Raw genomic sequence first — 20,501 nt, forward strand, 5'->3', positions numbered from 1 at the left:
TTTATGTTATGTAATGATTATTTGTAGTTTATTCCTCTTCTTCTGTAGATGTTGCTTTCGCTTTAGCAGCAGAAGGTTTTTCAGCTTTAGCTGAATCTTTAGAATCTTTTTCAGCTTTACGTTCAGCTAAACCATCTGCAATAGCACCAGTTACGTGAGATAAAACTTTATCGATAGATTTAGAAGCATCGTCGTTTGCAGGGATAACGAAATCAACTTGACGAGGGTCAGAGTTAGTATCTACCATTGCAAATATTGGAATGTTTAATTTTTGAGCTTCTTTAATCGCGATATGCTCACGCTTAATGTCTACTACAAATAAAGCTCCTGGTAAACGAGTCATGTCGCTAATAGAACCTAAGTTTTTCTCTAACTTAGCTCTTAAACGATCTACTTGTAAACGTTCTTTCTTAGAAAGTGTTAAGAATGTACCATCTTTCTTCATTCTATCAATAGAAGCCATTTTTTTAACAGCTTTTCTAATAGTTACAAAGTTAGTTAACATTCCACCAGGCCATCTTTCAGTAATGTAAGGCATGTTAATTGCCCCAGCTTTTTCTGATACGATGTCTTTAGCTTGTTTTTTTGTTGCAACGAAAAGGATTTTACGTCCTGAAGCAGCAATCTTGCTTAAAGCTTCACCAGCTTCATCAATCTTAGCTGCAGTTTTATATAAATTGATAATATGGATACCGTTACGTTCCATATATACGTAAGGAGCCATGTTTGGATCCCATTTACGAGTCAAGTGACCGAAGTGTACACCTGCTTCAAGTAATTCTTTTACTTCTACTTTTGCCATTTTGTAATAGTTTACGTTCTGTTGAATTAGCAATGTTCCATTGGGCTTCAAGTGTTAACTTTAGGCTGTTGGCTGCATTTAGATGCTAAACTAAATCCTGTTTTTCAACTAGGACAACAATAACTTATTTTTAAATTTTAAAAAATTCAACCAGATTGAGAGTGCTAGCAAGCGATTCCCAATCGAGTTGAGGATGGTAATATTAACGTTTCGAGAATTGGAACTTCTTACGTGCTTTCTTCTGACCGAATTTCTTACGTTCAACCATTCTAGGGTCTCTAGTTAATAAACCTTCTGGCTTAAGAATTAATCTGTTTTCAGCATCGATTTCACACATAACGCGAGAAATAGCTAAACGGATTGCTTCTGCTTGACCAGTAATACCACCTCCATATACATTTACTGTAATATCAAAGTTGCCATCATTGTTAGTCATGGTTAAAGGTTGGTTTACTTTATACTGCAAAGTTGCAGTAGTAAAATAATCCGCCACGTCTTTTTTGTTCACTGTAATCTTACCCTCACCTGGGGCAACATATACACGAGCAACAGCCGTCTTTCTACGGCCAATTTTGTGAATTACTTCCATTATTTGAATTCGTTTAAGTTGATTGTTTTTGGTTTTTGAGCTTCATGAGCATGAGCTGTACCAGAAACAACAGTTAGATTACGGAATAAACTTGAACCTAATTTGTTTTTAGGTAACATTCCTTTTACTGATTTTTCTACTAACCTTGCTGGATCTTTTCCAAACAATTCTGTAGCAGTTAAACTTCTTTGACCACCTGGGTAACCTGTGTGACGAATGTACGTTTTGTCATTCCACTTGTTTCCTGTTAAGTTGACTTTTTCTGCATTGATAACTATTACGTTATCACCGCAATCAACGTGTGGTGTGAAATTAGGTTTGTGTTTACCTCTAATAAGTTTTGCAACTTTAGAAGCTAAACGACCTAAACTTTGACCTTCAGCATCAACTAAAACCCACTCTTTATTAACAGTAGCTTTGTTGGCTGAAATCGTTTTGTAGCTTAATGTATCCACACTAATTAATTTTATTTATTAAACATTCCTCTCTTAAAAAGAGTTTGCAAATTTACGATAATCTACGTGATTACCAAATTGTAGGGTGCTATTTTTTTGGTTTTTAATATTATAGCTCCTTTTTAAGGCTTAATAAAAGAGTTTCAGTAATTTATGTGCACTATTCTAGTGTTTTTAAAAGCCGATAGAAATTTCTACATCTGTCCTATTAATAATGCGTCACATAGTTTTTGGATTACCGTTAATTTATTAAGCCTTAAAATGAATACGCGCGAAGTGAAAGAATAATAAATTCGTTTAAAGCGTGGCACTTTTGTGATTTATTTTTTAACTTACTACCTTATAATTATCAAATCAATAAAAATTTATATTATGAGTGATGTACAAACCAAATTAGCTCAACTAAAAGCAACTGCCGAAAAACAATTAGGCGACTGTGGTGTAAGTAATATAGACCATGAAAAATTGGATGGCTATGTAAACAGTTTAAAAACGATGGTTAATAATAAAGATGCTGTTTTAGTATCTGGGTTAGACGCTTCCGAGTTGGATACTGTAAGACGTAATTTTGTAGAAAAAAAATTAGGAGTCACCGATAAAGACAAAGCAATGGCAGCTATTGGTAGTGTAGTCGATAAAATGTCTGGAATTAAAATGAAGAGCAGACCTGCTTTTTACTATTTGGTGTCTGAGGCATTACGTTAATATAAAGACATTGTATTTATAATATAAAAGAGGTTACCTAAATATATTTGGGTAACCTCTTTTTGTATATTGATTTTATGGTGATTCTAATTCATATCAGCACACGATAATGCATATTCTTCTTTAAGAAAGCTTTCTATGTTGTCTAACACTTTTTCGCTTAATCGGTCAAAGGCTTGTTTTGTTCTTCCAACAGATATATTTACACAGTTTACATGCGGATGATCCAAAAGTGCTTTGTCTCCTAAAGCACCAAGTGTGTCGCAATACACACGGTTGTCTTCATTTAGCCACGCGTTAAAAGGTTGCTCGTCCCAAGCAGGGGAGAGGCCTGTGTTAAAAAATATTTTATGATTGCCAAACGCTTTAAATTCGGCATCATGTAAAAGGATGGTATTTTTATTTAGACAGGTAATAACGACTTCGTTTTCCGAAAGCAATTCCTGTAAAGGTAAATATGTATAACCTTTGTCTTCTGCTTCTGGTTTTCGGGTTCTAGAATAATACGAGACTTCAGCACCAAAAAAGTGAAGTGCATCGGCAATCATTTCTCCAGATTTACCTAAACCAACAATTCCTGCTTTTAAGCCTGTAATTTCAGAAGGTAAACCGTTCCATGGTGTTCTTGGACTTCCGTCAGGATTGGTTCCAAATCCGTGTAAGGCACTTACTAGTTCGCTAATTACATATTCTACAACGCCTTCGTCTCCGTAGTCGCGAATTCCAGTAACCGTGATGTTTTTAGAATTGGCATACTCAATATCTACATTCGCACTTTCTGGAGTGTATAACGAACAACACATACCTATATATACAATATTTGGGCATTGTGCAATGGCGTCTTTGCCAAGAGTGGTGGTGTAACTTAAAAGTACAGCATCTGCATCTCCAATACGTTCTACAATCTCATTTACAGAAGACGGCATATCTTCGTATAAGATGACTTCTTCTGCAAGTGAATGTAATTTTTTCTCGGCCGTCGGAATCAAACTTACGGGCTCTATGGCTACCAGTTTTTTAAACATGTTTAAAGATTTTTTACAGCTTCAAAGTTATTATAAATATCTTAATTGCTATGTCGTAATGGAAACAGATTCCTTTAGTTGAATATTATGCAGTTTAATAAAGTATCTTTGTCACCGTATAATTTATCTGTTGATATTAATTGTTTTCTTTCGCATACCTATGGCGAAGTATATTGGCTTTCACTTAAAGTCTCTGTATTGATTAATCTAAACTCTAGTAGCCAATTTAATGCCTGACTGCTGGTAAGTAACTATGTTATAGTCATTTTAATCTTTCGCTTTGCGTTCTTCATTACTCTGCAATCCGTTTTTATTTAAGTCAAACCATGAGTGCAGATTTACATGTAAACAAACCCATGCCTTTTTTTCCGGAACAGCCTTTAATAGCTTTTAGCCGTGCTTCAAATATAGCGCTTACAATTAAGGCATTAGAAGCCGATAAGCCTGTGTTAATTGCAGCATTTTATAGCGATGGTTTAGATTTGCTTAAAGCATTACATCAGCATTTAAAAAAGCGTTTTCCTAATGGGACGTTTAAAGAGCAACGTGCGCATCGTTTAGCCTATCAGAAGTTATCTAAGCTGATTTATATAGACATTGTAGACCATAAATTAATCGTAAAAAAAGCACCCGCCATTGGTTGGTTGGCTAAACTATATCCGGAGCAGACCTCTTTTTTACTACCATTTACTAAAGTGCAAGGTTTAAATAGTGCTTGGCAATGGTATAAAAACGGAATCGACTTGCCAGTGTTGCGAAGTAAAATCCATCCGTATTATGGGGTGTATTTTCCCACGCGATTCGATCATTTAATCCTTTTCGATAATTGGTTGAAGCGTTATAACGGACCAAAAAAATCGGCCATAGATGTTGGTATAGGAAGTGGCGTTTTGGCGTTGCAACTCGTGAAGTTCGGTTTTCAGAAAGTCTATGGAACCGATACCAATCCGAATGCTATTATAGGTCTCACAGAATCTATGGGCGATACCAAACTCTCTAGAAAAATAGAATTGGATTTTGCACCGCTCTTTGGTAAATGGGAAAAGCAAACCGAACTTATTGTTTTTAATCCGCCTTGGTTGCCTGCAACACATGATCTGGATACCAATGATGAAGCCATATCTTATCCCGATACCTTATTCTCTGATTTTTTCAAGGCTGCCAAAACACGTTTACTGCCAGAAGGAAAGCTGGTTCTTATATTTTCTAATTTAGCACAACTCACTCAGGTTACAGATACGCATCCTATAGCAGACGAAATAGCGGTAGGCGGACGATTTAAATTAGAGCAATGCCTTAAACGCCCAGTAAAGACAGCTTCAAGCCAAACCAAGCGCGACCAAAATTGGCGTGCCACCGAAGACGTTGAGCTTTGGATACTGGTCCATGCTTAAACCGGAATTATAGTTATTACAGTTTAATATAGAAAAGTGTCATTCCATGGGGATGACTTTTTTATTTGCGTTCACTTTTAATGTATTCGAATCAATAGAAATACAATCTGTTTCTGAACTTTGTGATATACAAAGACGGAAGGATTATATGGTCGAGTTAGTGGTAGAACTCCCAATAGATAATTCATTTCGTAACGTTTAATGCACATTAAAAATTATAAAAATGAAAGATTTAAAAAATAAGACTGTTGCTATTTTAGCAACCAACGGATTTGAAGAAAGTGAATTAAAATCGCCTAAAGAAGCTTTGTTAGAAGCAGGAGCCGAAGTACACATAGTGTCTCTAGAGTCTGGAGAGATTAAAGCTTGGGCCGATGGAGATTGGGGAGATGCTTATAAAGTAGATAAAACATTAGACCAAGTGTCTCAATCAGATTATAATGCGCTAGTACTTCCAGGAGGTGTTATAAACCCGGATTTATTAAGACGAGAAACTAAGGCAATAAGCTTTGTGAAGTCGTTTTTTGAAAACCATAAACCAGTAGCTGCTATTTGTCATGCGCCGTGGTTATTGGCAGAAGCCGACGTTTTAAAAGGAAGAAAAGTAACGTCTTTCCATTCTATTAAAACAGATATAATTAACGCTGGTGCAGAATGGGTAGATCAAGAAGTTGTGGTAGACCAAGGTTTAGTAACTAGCCGTTCGCCAGAAGATTTACCAGCATTTAATGCTAAGGTTATAGAAGAAATTAAGGAAGGTAAACACGATATGCAAACCGCATAGGGTTTACGTAAACTCATTTTAAAAAAAGGGTTAGATGATCTAAAATCTAACCCTTTTTAATATGTAATCATTTAAAACTTCACATAAATACGTTAAATTACAATTGGTAATAACCCATTCGAACTCATAAAAATAATGGTATGAAAAAACAATTACAAATAGCAAATGGTTTTAGTTTTGTCTGTATGGTTATCTTGAACTATGTTTCGAATACCGGCCTATTAAATAATACTACTATTGGCGAAGTCTCTAGACAATACAATACGTTATTTACGCCCGCAGGCTATGCCTTTTCCATTTGGGGATTAATTTATGTGCTGGTTTTAGGATTTGTAATATACCAAGGACGAAGTCTTTTTGTTAAGGTAAGAGACGACGATTTTGTATTGAAAACAGGCTGGTGGTTTGTGGTGTCTTGCGTTGCCAATTGCTTATGGATTCTAGCTTGGATTTATGGGTATACCTTACTATCTTCTGTATTTATCTTTTTACTACTCTTTGCATTGATTCAGATTGTGTTAAAAAACAGTATGCAATTGCATGATGAGCCAATTTTGGTAATCGCTTTTCTTTGGTGGCCTTTTGTGTTTTATAGTGGTTGGATTACCGTGGCAAGTATTGCTAACGTTTCGGCGGTATTAGTAAAATATAATTGGGATGGTTTTGGCCTGTCTCCAACATTTTGGACGCTTCTACTTATAGGTATAGCCACAGCAATAAATCTAATAGTAACCTGGAAACGAAATATGAGAGAATTTGCTTTGGTAGGCGCTTGGGCTTTGGTAGCCATTTATGTGGCCAATAACACTATAAACATGGCTGTTGCTTATACCGCACTAGGGTCGGCAACACTTTTAGTGATGAGTAGTATGTATCACGGTTATATAAACCGAGCAACAAGTCCTACGGTGAAACTTAAGGAGTATTTTGGGAAGAGCTAGGAGACTCTTTATTTGTGTTTATTAGATGCCGATATACTGTTTTTATATACTAGCTTACTCCATCCATCCTTTCCTAGCATGAATTATTTATTATTCTGGTAAAGCATTTCCATATTTTAAGCACGCTATAACCATAAGGTATGTATGGCTTTGGTATGGAGTATCTATGGTGTAAGATTTGTATTAAAGTAAGTATTGATTTAGGTTTTAATTGAAATGACTTGATTAAAATTGTAGGTTAGTTGTCTTCTTCAGGTATTGGTTCGTTATTCATGAATGCTTCAAATGAACCAACTGGAGCAAAATCAATGTTGATAATTGAGTAATCATCTTTTTTACGCCATAATCTAATTGAGTCAGTTCCTTTCATTTCTAACCAAGATCTGGTTACTTTTTTTCTTTCTTTTAATCCTAAAACATCTATTAGTAACCATTGCCCTAATGCATTTTGTCCAAATTTTTTTCCATTTTCATCTCTTTCAATATTGCTTCCTGATTGTAGTGATTTCATATTGTCTTGGGTAACTAATGCAGGTATTTTTTTACCATTAGGTAGTTGTAAATGAAAGCGTACTTCTGGTTTGTAAAGTCTGTTACCCCGATAGTTATCTCTGATTTTTTCAAATTCAAAAATATTATCTGTAAAAAAATTAGGATGCTTTTTATGAAATTCCCTAGGAATAGGAATATAAACCTCATTTAGAGGTCTAGGTAAATTACTTCCTTTACTTTTAGGAGCTCCTCTCCAAGCATTTAATCCGGATTTTGCTTCTACTTCTTTAGATGAATATGAGTATAAAGGTAAATAAGCTTCAATTATATCAGTTTCAATTGTTTCTGAAGAATCAATTAGATTTAAATAGGCTTTCATTAAAAACTCAAAAGGATCTTGAATGATGTCTACATCAAATTGATTTAAAACTAAAGAGCTATATTTTTCAGAATCAAATTTTTGCCAAATTTGAGAATCTCCAAACGTATATTTGTAATCCTTTCTACCGTCAGACCAATTAAAGGATTTCGTTGATACGCTAAAGTCTTTCAAGTTAGTAACATCAATAAGGGGGTAGGCACATTCGTTAACTGTAAAACGGCCTTTGTCACGTGTTATGTAATGATAAATATTATTATCTTCGGATAGTCCTAAGCGCTCATAGTCGCTTTTCATTTTTTCATTCTTAATTTCTGATATTTTAAAAGCTAATGCTTCTATGTCATCTTGAAATTCATTGATTTCATGTTGGTAACGTTTAAGTTGCATTACTTTTTGAAAAGAAGGTTTACTACTCATCCATGTTTTTAATCCAATACCAATTCTATCTGAACCAAATATGGATAATACATCATGCGGAGTATTACCAATATCAACATTTTGACCTTTGAATACTTTTGCAAAAACTGTTTCTTGAAATTTTGAATCAAGATATGGGACTAAGTCTCCTTGCTTTTGTCGAAACAAGTTTGTAAGAGCACCATATACTTGTAAAAATTTAATGTACTCATTTCTTTGCTCTTTTGAGTATTTTTCCCATATACTCATAATACTATAATAATTTTAAAATTTCAACACCAATTCTTTCAATCAAAGTAGTGGTAACGGAGTTACCGGCCTGCATATATAATCTTCCGTTTGCAAGATTTGGAAGAATATAATTTTCTGGATAACCTTGAAAAGAAAAACATTCTCTTGGTGTTAATTTTCTAATTCCATAATCATCTTTTATTAGAGGAACATTGTGTCCTCCTGTTCCCATATTTGCAGTTAATGTAGGGCATGCATTACTTTTATTTTCTCTAACATAAACTCTTCTCCACTGATACACTGTGTCTTTGGAAAGCATCGTTTTTTCTAATTCTGGATAATATTGATGACTTTTAGGGTAATAATATTTTTCCTCTTTTTTTCCTTTCTCTATAATATCATGAATTGTTTTAGTGAGTTTAATTTCTTTAGGAAACTCAAATTGGTCATGTTTTTCGACTTGTTTTGGGTCGAAGGCAACTATAAAAATTCGTTCTCTATTTTGAGGTACATTAGCATGTGTCATAGAATTTAATATTTTATGATACACCTTGTATTCTAATTTTTTTTCTAAAATCTCAATAATAGTTTTGAATGTGTTTCCTTTATCATGAGTAACTAAATTTTTAACATTTTCCAGAAAAACAGCTTTAGGTCTGTGCTTGGATATAATTTTCTCAACATCAAAAAATAATGTTCCTCTAGTGTCTGCAAATCCTTTTCTGTTTCCTGCAATAGAAAATGCTTGACAAGGGAATCCAGCACACAAAATATCAAATTTCTCAGGTATATAGTTTTTTGTGCTTTCTTTAGTTATATCTCCGAAAGGTGTTTCTCCAAAGTTTTCTCTATAAGTTTTTTGTGCTGATTTGTCCCATTCACTTGTGTAGACACATTTTCCACCAATGTTTTGTAATGCTAATCTAAATCCTCCGATTCCAGCAAATAAATCAATAAACTTAAAGGTGTGGTTCTCTGGAGTAGGAAAAGGGACGTTGTTTACTTCAAAAAGTAATTGTTGTAAAGCTTCTTCTTTTGCAATTTGAATTGGTTTATTTTTGACAAGGGTTGTAATTACTTTCAGAGCATCCTTTTCATAATGATTAGAAACTCCGTTAATAAAATTGTGTAAATAATGCGTTAAAACAGCTTTGTCTTCTGAGTCATCAAGCGTATTTTGATAGATTTTACTATCAAATTCTTCAATACTTACGTTTAGATGTTTTTTATTCAATTCTTCTCGTGTTATACAATTAATTTTAGACTTGATTGAACCTTTAAAGTCGATAAAATTCATATTATTGACCTTTAGGTTATTCTTGGTAGTTTTTCTTATTTTATACATTGACATTACTAAAAACAAAAGTTTTTTTTATTTAATAATATCAATAATCATATTTATAAAATAAGTTTAGGTTGGAAATTACCTAGGCTTTATGTTATGCATTTTTATATAGAATTTGGTTGATCCATTAATGCGCCTCCAACCAGTTATCGCCAGTATCAATTTCTACGTCTAACGGAACATCCATAACAAAGGCATTTTCCATTTCGGTTTTTACCAGTGTTTTTATGGTTTCTAATTCAGGTTTGTACACATCGAATACCAATTCATCATGTACTTGTAGTAGCATTTTTGTTTTAAAATCGCCAGCGACTAATTTCTCATGAATATTAATCATGGCCAGTTTTATAATATCGGCAGCGCTTCCTTGTATTGGGGCGTTAACGGCATTTCGTTCGGCAGCACCACGAACCACGCCATTTCTAGAGTTGATGTCTTTTAAATAACGACGACGTCCTAAAACGGTTTGTACATACCCCTTGTCTCTAGCAAAATCTACCAACTCACTCATGTAGGTTCTTAGTTTCGGATAGGTTTTGTAATACGTATCGATAAGGTCTTTAGATTCGCTTCGCGATAAATCGGTTTGATTGCTTAATCCGAAAGCAGATACACCATACACAATCCCGAAATTTACGGTTTTTGCATTACTACGTTGTTCTCTGGTTACTTCTTCTAAAGGCACATTAAACACTTTAGCCGCGGTGGAGGCATGAATATCTTCACCGTTTTTAAAGGCTTCAATCATGGTTTCTTCCTGACTTAAGGCGGCTATAATACGAAGTTCAATCTGCGAGTAATCGGCAGCTAGTAAAGTATAGTCTTCATTTCTTGGAATAAAGGCTTTTCTAACTTGGCGACCACGTTCGGTACGAATAGGAATATTCTGTAAATTCGGGTTATTACTACTTAATCGCCCTGTAGCAGCTACAGTTTGCATATAATCTGTATGTACACGCCCTGTTGTTGGCTCGACTTGTAATGGCAAGGCATCGACATAGGTGCTTTTAAGTTTTGCAAGGCCACGATAGTCTAATATATGCTGAATAATTTCGTGGTCTTTGGCCAAGTAAGATAAAATATCTTCTGAGGTTGCAAACTGCCCAGATTTGGTCTTTTTAGGTTTGTCGACTAACTTGAGTTTATTAAATAAAATTTCGCCCAATTGTTTTGGTGATGCAATATTAAATTCTTCGCCTGCTTCGGTAAATATTTTTTCCTGAAGAGACGCAATATCGTCGTTTAGAGCAGTGGCCAAATTATTTAAAAACGGAATATCTAAATTAATACCTTCCAATTCCATGTCGGCAAGCACACGAAGTAAAGGCACTTCGATATCGTCGAATAATTTTTGGGTGTTGGCTTGTCCTAATTCGTTTTCAAAATGTTCTTTGAGTTGCAGGGTAATATCGGCATCTTCTACAGCATATTCGGTTTGTTTATCAATAGGAACTTGTCGCATTGATAACTGATTTTTTCCTTTTTTACCAATAAGATCTACAATAGAAATTGGCGTATAATTTAAATAGGTTTCGGCCAAGACTTCCATATTGTGACGCATATCTGGGTTAATTAAATAATGCGCTAACATGGTATCGAATAATTTGCCTTTAACCGTGATGTTGTATTTACGAAGGACCTTAATATCGTATTTTAAATTCTGTCCAATTTTCTGAATGTCTTCCGACTCGAAAAACGGACGAAGTATTTCGATTAATTCTTGAGCTTCGGTTTTATCTTCTGGAAACGGTAAGTAAAATCCTTTACCGGTTTCCCAAGAGAAGGCAATACCAACTAATTCTGCTGTAAGCGGATCTAGGCCTGTGGTTTCGGTATCGAAACACACGCTAGTTTGCTTCATTAAGTTTTTAAGGAATAATTTTGTTGCCATACCCGGAGCCACACTTTGGTAAAAATGTGATGTGGTTTCGGCAGTCTTTCTTTGGTTAGGATCGGCTACGGTTTCGCTAGCAACTTCTGCACCACCTCCAAATAACGAGAATTGCCCAGCACCTGCATTCGGAGATTCCGTTGCCGTTGCTGCTGTGTTTGTTGAGTTATTTTCTGCTGCAGTTTCATCTTGAACAGTAAATATCTTTTCGAAACTATCTACCAGTCGTCTAAATTCTAAATCTTGAAAAATGCCTTTTACAGCATCGATGTCGGGATGCGACATTTCAAAATCTTCCGCATCAAAATCTACAGGAACATCCAACATAATAGTCGCTAATTTCTTAGATAATAATCCAAGTTCTTTAGCGGCTTCAACTTTCTCTTTCATTTTTCCCTTTAGCTCGTGTGTATGGGCTAAAAGGTTTTCCATAGTGCCGTATTGCGCTAAGAATTTCTTTGCTGTTTTTTCTCCAACTCCAGGAAGTCCCGGAATATTATCGGCAGAATCGCCCATCATTCCTAGAAAATCGATCACTTGTTCTGGGCGTTCAATTTCGAACTTTTTTAATACTTCAGGAATTCCCCAAGTTTCGTAACCGCCACCAAATACAGGGCGGTACATAAAGATGTTTTCAGAAACCAACTGTGCAAAATCTTTATCTGGCGTTACCATAAAGGTTTTATAGCCTTCCAATTCTGCTTTTTTAGCTAAAGTTCCAATAACATCATCGGCTTCAAAACCTTCTTTAACCATGATTGGAATTTTCATCGCTTTTAGGATCTCGCAAATATATGGAATGGCCAGTTTTATCGCTTCAGGCGTAGCATCACGATTGGCTTTATAGGCTTCAAAAATCTCTACACGATCTGCACTTCCTCCCTTGTCAAAACATACGGCCAAATGGTCTGGACGTTCACGTTTTATAACGTCTAATAACGAATTTGTAAATCCTAGTATGGCTGAGGTATCTAGACCTTTAGAATTAATTCTTGGGTTTTTAATAAAGGCATAATAGCCACGAAATATTAGGGCGTAGGCATCGACTAAAAAGAGACGTTTTTGTTCTGACATGATTCTGTTTTTGTAAGAATGTCAAAACTACAAAAAAAGGGTTGGTATTTGGAATTAAAATCAAGACAGGATAATTTTCAAACCCTATTTACACGAAGTTTTTAAAAGTGCCACCATTTACGGGGATTTGTGATAGTTTATGAGAGGTTTACGTCTTATTTATGTACTTTTATTTTCTGACAAAACTGAGAATGGATCATGCTGAAGCCTAGTAGACGAGAACTAAATAAGATTGAGAAAAGAGAACGCATAATTATGGCGTCGCTAAGTTTGTTTTCAGAAAAAGGATTGGAGAATACCTCTATTAGTGATATTGTAGAGTTAAGTAATATTGGTCGAGGTACATTTTACAATTATTTTAGCGCGCCAAAAGATGTGTTTTGCGAGATTTTAGATCGCTTAAATTGCGAAATTAATTTTGAAGTAAAGCAGGCGCAAGCGGGCGTAACCTCTGCATATCACTTTTTGCATGCGTCTTTTAAAGCGTATTTTGATTTGGTAACTTCGGATGAAATGGTAATGTTTCATAAAAATAATCAAAATCAGATTCGGAGTGTGTCCTACGGAAGTGAGGGGATTTTAAGTCTGGTGAAAAATATGAAGGACGATTTAAAACGATTCCCCGAAGTGTCTTTTACCGACGATAAATATTTTGAAATGTTTAGTTTGATTGCAATTTCTTCGGCCTCCGAACTGTTAGTGTGTTTATATCATAATTATTTTGAAGCGTCTAAAGAAGAAGTGTCTCACTTTTTAGCCAATGTATTTGTGAGCGGATTGAAAAACTACTCGGAATTTAACAGAGATAATACCCTTGCAGATGAATAATTTTCAAAACGTGTTTGATGCCCAGAAAGCCAATCAGTTTAATGTAGGACAAACAACCTACAAAGAACGGATTGCAAAGCTTAATGCATTAAAGCAAGCGATTGAAGTAGATTATAAACAAGCCATTCGCGATGCCTTGTATGCCGATTTTAAAAAGCCATTTATAGAAACTGACTTAACCGAGATTTATCCTGTACTCGGGGAAATTAAATACGTGAGTTCACATTTAAAAAAGTGGATGAAACGACAAAAAGTAAAGACACCCATATCGTTTTTAGGAACGTCGTCTTGGTATGTAAACGAGCCTAAAGGTGTGTGTTTAATTATATCGCCATGGAATTTTCCGTTAAACCTAACTTTTGGTCCGCTAGTATCTGCTATTGCGGCAGGGAATACGGTAATACTTAAGCCATCGGAAATGACACCTCATATCTCGGACGTGATGGGTGACATAATCTCCAAATTATTTCCTGAAAATGAAATAACCCTTGTTCAGGGAGAAGTCGAAGTCTCCACAGAATTACTGAAGTTACCATTTAATCATATCTTTTTTACGGGGTCTCCAAATGTAGGAAAAGTAGTTATGGAAGCCGCTTCGAAACATTTAACCTCGGTGACTTTGGAGTTGGGAGGGAAATCGCCAACACTAATAGATGCGTCGGCTAATTTAGAACACGCAGCAACACGAATTGCATGGGGTAAGTTTTTAAACAACGGACAAACCTGTATCGCTCCAGATTATATTTTAATTGACGAACGTATTAAGGAGGGGTTTATATTAGCATTTAAGGATGCTGTAAAAACGTTGTACGAAGATGCTAAAACATCTAATGCCTATGCTAGAATTGTTAATAAAAGTCATTTCGAGAGACTTCAAAATCATTTAGAAGATGCTAAATCTCTTGGTGCGACTATTGTATTGGGCGGACACTGTGTAAGTGCAGATAATTTTATTGAACCGACTGTAGTTTCTGAACTTCCAGAACAAGCAAGCTTGCTTCAAGAGGAAATTTTTGGACCTATTTTGCCTATAAAAACATATCAGCATATCGATGAAGCTCTAGCGTATATAAATGCTAAAGAGAAACCTTTAGCGCTTTATATTTATAGTGAAAACAAAACACAGACTCAGTATATTATAGATCGTACACGGGCAGGAAGTACAGCTGTTAATACCAATGTCTTGCAATACATTAATCATTACTTACCCTTTGGAGGTAGTAATAATAGCGGTATTGGTAAAGCCCACGGTATTTTCGGATTTCAAGAATTTTCTAATATGCGCTCGGTTTTAAAACAACATATAAAAGTGAGTGTCGAGTTTTTGTTTCCGCCTTATACAGACGTTAAACAGAAGTTAGTAGATTTTACTTTAAAATGGTTTTAGTGGGCAAATGGCCTTAATGGAGATCACTTAAAAAGGTGTAAGCTTTAACACTTAGATAAGATAAATTGGATCGGGTATTAATTAATTTTACCCACTAAATTATTCTTATGTTACGTTGGATTATCTTTTTTGCACTTTATATCTTTTTAGATTGGTATGCTTTTAAAGCATTTAAGTCTATTACAAAACATCCATTTATTTACGGAGTGTATTGGACGCTGAGTGCATTAGTCCTGGGGAATTTTGTTTACGAGATGCTTCTTAATCCTAGTCATTTAAAAGTGCTTACACATTCTAAAAGTTATGCCTTAGGTTTTTTACTTGTGGCATTGGCTCCTAAATTAATACTGTTAGTTATTTTAGGTTTCGAAGACTTGGTTAGGTTGCCACAAGGTGCCTATCGGTTTTTCAAAAAAGATAAAAGAGAATTAGGGTATTTTCCAGCACGCCGTGCATTTATAAGTAAGATCGCTATTGGTTTGGCGGCTATTCCTTTTGCAGGTTTGTTATATGGGATGTATAAAGGGAAATACGATTTTAGAGTTTTAAAATACACACTTACATTCGACGATTTGCCAGAAGCTTTCGATGGTTATAAAATCACGCAAATAAGCGATATACACAGTGGTAGTTTCGATGACCGCGAAAAGATTGAATACGCTATTGATTTAATTAACGAACAAGAATCTGATGTGTTATTGTTTACTGGTGATATGGTAAATAATCTATCCTCGGAAATGATTCCTTGGAAAGATACGTTTGGCCGATTAAAAGCAAAAGACGGTAAGTTTTCGGTTTTAGGAAATCACGATTATGGCGATTACGTCGAGTGGGATTCTGAAGCAGAGAAGTCGCAGAACTTAGAGGAGTTAAAAGCGATTCAGAAAGACATAGGTTTCGATCTGATTTTAAACGATAATCGGTTTCTTGAAAAAGATGGAGATCGCATTGCGTTAGTTGGTGTCGAGAACTGGGGGAGAGGTCATTTTAAAAAAGCGGGAGATTTAAAGAAAGCGGCTTCTAAAATTGATGCTAACGATTTTAAGATACTAATGAGTCACGATCCGTCGCATTGGGAAGACCAAGTTATAGACGATGATTACTTTTATCACTTAACACTAAGTGGACATACGCATGGTATGCAATTCGGAATTGAAATTCCGGGACGGATTAAATGGAGTCCAATTAAGTGGCGATATAAATATTGGGCTGGTATTTATAAAGAAAAGGGACAGTTTATAAATGTAAACCGTGGTTTTGGCTTTTTAGGCTATCCAGGACGTGCTGGTATCTGGCCAGAAATAAGTGTTATAGAGCTTAAAAAGAGCCCTAGAAATGCGTAATGTTACATAAATGTTATTATTAAAATAGAATTGTGTATTTTTATATTACATAACTTGAGCGAAAACACTGAATTTTTTGTTGATTTTAATAGTTTTCAGGAGTTTTGAAAATTTTAAAATATGCTCTTAAACATTAAAATATGTCAAAATTTGGAGATTTAATAGATGTTAATATTCCGGTATTATTAAATTTCTTTACGGAATGGAATGAACAATCTACCGCTATGCACCCTGTGTTGCGAGATGTAGCCGCTGCGCTTGGTGATAAAGCCAAAGTGATTAAAATAGATGTAGAAAAAAACAAGGAATTGGCCGAGGCTCTGCGCGTAAAAGGCCTGCCTACTTTAATTGTTTATAAGCAAGGAGAAATGAAATGGAGACATAGTGGCGAGAAAGATGCAAATTCGCTTATCACTATTGTTCAAGAATATCTTTAAACCGAAAGCGATTTAAAATCGTAACCCTTTTTACTAAAATAGTCTAATACTTTTGGTAATGCATATTGCATGTTTTTTGAAGCTTTTACGCTGTCGTGAAACACTATAATATGTCCGTCTTCTGCATGCTTAATAACATTACTCAGACAATCTTCTACCGAAAGACTATGTTCCCAGTCAAACGAAATAATACTCCACATAATTATATGATAGCCTTGTTGTTTTAAACGTCTGGCTTGGCTGTTTTTAATTTTGCCATAAGGTGGCCTAAATAGCTTTGAAGGAATTAATTTGGCGGCCTCCTCTACATTTTTTATATACAGGTCTGTATCTGTTTTCCATCCTTTTAAATGATTAAAAGTGTGGTTTCCTAAGGCATGACCCGCCTCTTCAGTTTCTATATGTACGTTAGGGTATTTTCTAACATTATCGCCTATACAAAAAAAAGTGGCTTTGGCATTGTAGGCTTTAAGTGTCTTTAAAACCCAAGGTGTAATTTCGGGATGTGGACCATCGTCGAAGGTAAGATAGATTGTTTTTTTATCTAATAAAGGCATATCCCAAACGTAGTTTGGAAATATGCCTTTTATAATTTTTGGTGTTTTAACAGGTATTAATCCCATAGTTATTCTACTGGTACAATAGCGCTATCATTTGGAAGAATATCTAAATCTGTTGGTTGTATGGCTTCAGGTTCTGGAGCACTGCCACCATAAAAATGTTCGAATAACTTTAAATGGTTATTAAACGTTTCCATTTCAGTTTTAGCAAATTCTGTATCGTGTCTTAATAAAACGTCTACTAACGATTTATAACGCTCAATATTTGTTACAATTTCTTCAGCGATGTCGTATTGCTTTTCTATTTTTAAAGTGCTGTAGTACGTTAAGTATTCTTGGTATTTTGTAGCTACATCTTTAAATAATTTTTTAGCTTTTTCATCTGCACCAACTTCGTAATATCCCGCAACATAAGGCTCTAGAAGCGTGTAATACCCAAAGTATTCCACAGGCATGTTTTCCATGGCTATATCAGCAACGTCTTCGGCTTTATCTAATTTCTTATCATTAATTAACTGCTCCATTAATCGGGCTAGGTTACCTCGGTAAGAAATAGAGTTTTTACGAGTTTCTGGGTCGTGGTAAATTTCTGAGCTTCCGCTATTACCCCAATCCCATTGTTTTACTTTATTGTACATTAAATCGGCATCTACACGTCCCATATCAAAAGGATTATTTCTGTTGATTGGTGTTTTAATAGGAACCAATTTATAACACATACCGTCTAATTGTAGGTAATCTTTCATCCATAGGTAATCGTCGTCTCCAAAACTACCTCCAGTAAAGTAAATCGGACGCTTCCAATCGTTATTAGCTATTATATCTAACATTAACAATCGGTTTTTCAATAAAGCACTATTACTGATTTTTAAATTAATTTCATCTACAATTTTATCGGCATCTTTTAAAGCCACTATACCGTTATCTAATACTGTTTCTTTGTCTACAGAAACCGTAAGATTTTCTACTGGGAAATAATTAGAATTTTGAAGTTGAGATGGGTAATAACTAGGATCTTCACCTTGCATTTCTAAAATGTATTTAAATTTTGTTTTTGGGTTATCACTACCTACAAAATTTATAAAATCTTTAATGTTCATGGTGTCTTGAGAAACAATACGTTTCATAATATAATCGCGTGTTCCGTAGCGGTATTGCTCGTGAGTAAGTTGCGATGGAATTGGATCGCTCTCGTAAGCTTTACGCTTCATCTGGTCGATATACCAGTCGGTTTGAAATAAACTCGTGTTTACAATACGAACATCGGTACGGTAGCCTTCAATTTCTTGAGCATACCACAGTGCAAAGGTGTCGTTGTCTCCAATAGTGAATAAAATGGCATTTTCGGCACAAGAATCTAAATACATTTTGGCCATAGAGCGCGCTGTGTATTTGTCCGATCTGTCGTGATCGTCCCAATTGTTAGCGGCCATAATTCCAGGGACAAGAACTAAACAAGCTAATGTTATGGCAGGTCCTAAGAGAGGCGATTTTACGTATTTCTTTAAAGTTTCGTAAATGGCGTATACCCCAAAACCTATCCAAATGGCAAAGACGTAGAATGATCCTACTACCGAATAATCACGTTCTCGAGGTTCGAACGGCCTAACGTTCGTGTATACTTGTATGGCAACTCCTGTAAATAGGAAGAACACGAAAAGCACCCAAAACATTTGCTTGTCTTTATTAAATAAAAAGAACAGACCTAGTAAACCTAAGATTAGTGGTAAAAAGTAATACGTGTTTCTGGCTTTGTTGTTTTTAACATCGCTAGGTAGGTTAGACTGAGGCATGCCTAAATGCCACTCGTCTATAAAATTAATACCACTTAACCAATTTCCGTGGTCGTCGTATTTACCTTGAATATCGTCTTGTTTTCCAACATAATTCCACATAAAATATCTCCAATACATGTATCCCAATTGGTATTGAAACATATACACGATATTGCTCGCTAAGGTTGGCTTTTCGATATCTAAATATTGTCCGAATTGCTTTAAAAAGCTGTTGTAGTCTTGGTATCCTACGTTACCTAAAGCAACATCGTTTTTAAAGTTTGCAACAGAAGTACGCAGTTGGTCTTCCATCTGGTATTCTGGTTTTATATTAAAATCTAAGTATCCTGTAAAGATCATGTAGTTTTCGGCATGTTCCGAACTCCACATTCTAGGAAGTATAGATGCATGATTAGAATTGTAATTCTGTTTCGCGCGTTTGTAATCGTTTACAATAACGTATTTACCTTGGGCTTCGTCTTTTTCGTAGTTAGGCTTGTCGTCTATATAAGGATTTTTTTCATCTAAGCCCGCATACTGATCTGTAAATTGTGGTCCGTAAAACAAGTGTGTCTCCGGATATTGTTCTAAATTATAATACGCTAAAAGCTCACGAGCATCAGAAGGATTATTTTCATTTACAACCACATTAGCGTTTGCACGGATAGGAAGCATAATCCAAGACGAGAATCCTATAAAGATAAATAATAAACAAAGTGCTAAAGTATTTAAGTGGATATAGCCTTTTTTGCGTGTGTATTTTAAGGCATAATAAAAGGCTGCGATAAGTACTACTGCAGCAATTATAGTTCCCGAATTAAATGGTAGTCCTAAAGAGTTTATGAAAAATATTTCCGAAGTACTAAAGAATTTTAGTGCGTTAGGCAGAAGTAATTTAAATATAAATAATAAAATCGCTACGGCCACAACATTGGCTATAATGAAGTTCTTAACGGTAATGGTTTTATAATTTTTAAAATAATATACGAGTGCAATTCCAGGAATAGTTAGTAATCCCATAAAGTGTACACCAAACGATAAACCAATAACAAAGGCAATTAAAACCAACCAACGGTTTCCTCTAGGCGTGTTCATATCTTGTTCCCAGCGTAAACCTAGCCAAAACATAGCCACCATCATTAATGTGGCCATGGCGTAAACTTCGGTTTCTACAGCGTTGAACCAAAACGAATCGGTAAATGTAAAGGCTAAACTTCCTACTAATGCACTTCCAAGAATAGCAATTGCTTTAGAGTCAGAAAGAGTTTCGTGTTTAGAAATAATATTCTTTAATAGTAAAGTAATGGTCCAGAACATGAATAAAATAGTAAAAGCACTAGCAAAAGCACTCATTAAATTTAGCATGTATCCTACTTGTTCAGGTTCTAAAGCAAATGTCGAGAAAAAAGCACCGAGCATTTGAAATAGAGGTGCTCCTGGTGGATGTCCTACCTGAAGTTTGGCAGATGTTAAAATATATTCTCCAGCATCCCAATAGCTAACGGTAGGTTCAACGGTTAGTCCGTAAGTAACTAAAGCGATGGCAAAGGCAACCCAGCCTAAGATGGTATTCCACTTTTTAAAGTTGAATTGTGTCATGAAATTCAGTATTTATTCGGTAGGCGAATTTAATAATAAATATGT

The 20,501-nt window shown here is 35.2% G+C and carries 17 protein-coding genes; 8 read left to right on the forward strand and 9 right to left on the reverse strand.

The genetic code is table 11. From position 1 onward, the window contains the following. Positions 1-28 precede the first annotated feature (28 nt). The 3 genes from rpsB to rplM form a co-directional block, all read right to left on the reverse strand. Complete coding sequence (gene rpsB / locus AC0UBM_RS11105; RefSeq protein WP_414036808.1) at positions 29-802, reverse strand: 30S ribosomal protein S2; 774 nt, start codon at positions 800-802, stop codon at positions 29-31. 202 nt (positions 803-1,004) lie between these two features. After that, positions 1,005-1,391, reverse strand: coding sequence for a 30S ribosomal protein S9 (rpsI, locus tag AC0UBM_RS11110; protein WP_038526375.1), 387 nt, complete (start codon positions 1,389-1,391; stop codon positions 1,005-1,007). Continuing rightward, positions 1,391-1,846 carry a 50S ribosomal protein L13 gene (gene rplM / locus AC0UBM_RS11115; RefSeq protein WP_414036561.1) on the reverse strand — a complete coding sequence of 152 codons (456 nt, stop codon included), beginning with the start codon at positions 1,844-1,846 and terminating at the stop codon, positions 1,391-1,393. Before rplM ends, rpsI begins: the two co-directional genes overlap by 1 nt. A gap of 372 nt (positions 1,847-2,218) precedes the next feature. On the opposite strand from rplM, the gene AC0UBM_RS11120 reads away from it, so the two are divergent. Further along, positions 2,219-2,551: a DUF2853 family protein gene (locus tag AC0UBM_RS11120; RefSeq protein ID WP_414036562.1), complete on the forward strand. Its 333-nt coding sequence runs from the start codon at positions 2,219-2,221 to the stop codon at positions 2,549-2,551. A gap of 86 nt (positions 2,552-2,637) precedes the next feature. Here AC0UBM_RS11120 and AC0UBM_RS11125 read toward each other — a convergent pair whose 3' ends face one another. After that, a complete protein-coding gene (locus AC0UBM_RS11125; protein ID WP_475688678.1) occupies positions 2,638-3,576 on the reverse strand; it encodes an NAD(P)-dependent oxidoreductase in 939 nt (312 codons plus the stop codon). 326 nt (positions 3,577-3,902) lie between these two features. On the opposite strand from AC0UBM_RS11125, the gene AC0UBM_RS11130 reads away from it, so the two are divergent. The 3 genes from AC0UBM_RS11130 (at position 3,903) to AC0UBM_RS11140 (ending at position 6,695) form a co-directional block, all read left to right on the forward strand. Then, a complete protein-coding gene (locus tag AC0UBM_RS11130) occupies positions 3,903-4,970 on the forward strand; it encodes a methyltransferase (RefSeq protein ID WP_475688679.1) in 1,068 nt (355 codons plus the stop codon). A gap of 223 nt (positions 4,971-5,193) precedes the next feature. Further along, the gene (locus tag AC0UBM_RS11135) at positions 5,194-5,754 is read left to right on the forward strand and encodes a type 1 glutamine amidotransferase domain-containing protein (protein WP_475688680.1); all 561 of its coding nucleotides are present in this window, start codon (positions 5,194-5,196) and stop codon (positions 5,752-5,754) included. Positions 5,755-5,894: 140 nt separating this feature from the next. Then, a complete protein-coding gene (locus AC0UBM_RS11140; protein WP_475688681.1) occupies positions 5,895-6,695 on the forward strand; it encodes a tryptophan-rich sensory protein in 801 nt (266 codons plus the stop codon). 238 nt (positions 6,696-6,933) lie between these two features. Here the strand turns inward: AC0UBM_RS11140 and AC0UBM_RS11145 are convergent, their stop codons facing one another. The 3 genes from AC0UBM_RS11145 to polA form a co-directional block, all read right to left on the reverse strand. Continuing rightward, the gene (locus AC0UBM_RS11145; protein WP_475688682.1) at positions 6,934-8,235 is read right to left on the reverse strand and encodes an NgoFVII family restriction endonuclease; all 1,302 of its coding nucleotides are present in this window, start codon (positions 8,233-8,235) and stop codon (positions 6,934-6,936) included. A 4-nt stretch (positions 8,236-8,239) separates the two neighbouring features. Then, on the reverse strand, positions 8,240-9,514 hold the full coding sequence (locus AC0UBM_RS11150; RefSeq protein ID WP_475688683.1) for a DNA cytosine methyltransferase: 1,275 nt from the start codon (positions 9,512-9,514) through the stop codon (positions 8,240-8,242). Positions 9,515-9,689: 175 nt separating this feature from the next. Beyond that, positions 9,690-12,527, reverse strand: coding sequence for a DNA polymerase I (gene polA / locus AC0UBM_RS11155; RefSeq protein ID WP_475688684.1), 2,838 nt, complete (start codon positions 12,525-12,527; stop codon positions 9,690-9,692). Between the two features lie 198 nt (positions 12,528-12,725). Here polA and AC0UBM_RS11160 point away from each other — a divergent pair, with 198 nt between their 5' ends. The 4 genes from AC0UBM_RS11160 (at position 12,726) to AC0UBM_RS11175 (ending at position 16,522) form a co-directional block, all read left to right on the forward strand. Next, positions 12,726-13,355: a TetR/AcrR family transcriptional regulator gene (locus AC0UBM_RS11160; protein ID WP_414036571.1), complete on the forward strand. Its 630-nt coding sequence runs from the start codon at positions 12,726-12,728 to the stop codon at positions 13,353-13,355. Next, a complete protein-coding gene (locus AC0UBM_RS11165; RefSeq protein WP_475688685.1) occupies positions 13,348-14,742 on the forward strand; it encodes an aldehyde dehydrogenase family protein in 1,395 nt (464 codons plus the stop codon). The genes AC0UBM_RS11160 and AC0UBM_RS11165 overlap by 8 nt, the downstream gene beginning before the upstream one ends. Positions 14,743-14,849: 107 nt before the next feature. Continuing rightward, positions 14,850-16,085 carry a metallophosphoesterase gene (locus AC0UBM_RS11170; RefSeq protein WP_475688686.1) on the forward strand — a complete coding sequence of 412 codons (1,236 nt, stop codon included), beginning with the start codon at positions 14,850-14,852 and terminating at the stop codon, positions 16,083-16,085. Positions 16,086-16,225: 140 nt separating this feature from the next. Beyond that, positions 16,226-16,522, forward strand: a complete 297-nt coding sequence (locus AC0UBM_RS11175) for a thioredoxin family protein (protein WP_414036574.1) — start codon at positions 16,226-16,228, stop codon at positions 16,520-16,522. On the opposite strand, the gene AC0UBM_RS11180 is transcribed toward AC0UBM_RS11175, so the two are convergent. Next, entirely contained in the window at positions 16,519-17,145 is a 627-nt protein-coding gene (locus tag AC0UBM_RS11180; protein ID WP_414036575.1) for a polysaccharide deacetylase family protein, read from the reverse strand. The two genes, AC0UBM_RS11175 and AC0UBM_RS11180, sit on opposite strands and share 4 nt — an antisense overlap. A gap of 2 nt (positions 17,146-17,147) precedes the next feature. Further along, positions 17,148-20,456 carry a glycosyltransferase family 117 protein gene (locus AC0UBM_RS11185; protein ID WP_475688687.1) on the reverse strand — a complete coding sequence of 1,103 codons (3,309 nt, stop codon included), beginning with the start codon at positions 20,454-20,456 and terminating at the stop codon, positions 17,148-17,150. Positions 20,457-20,501 lie beyond the last annotated feature (45 nt).

Source organism: Formosa sp. F44 (assembly GCF_056238645.1).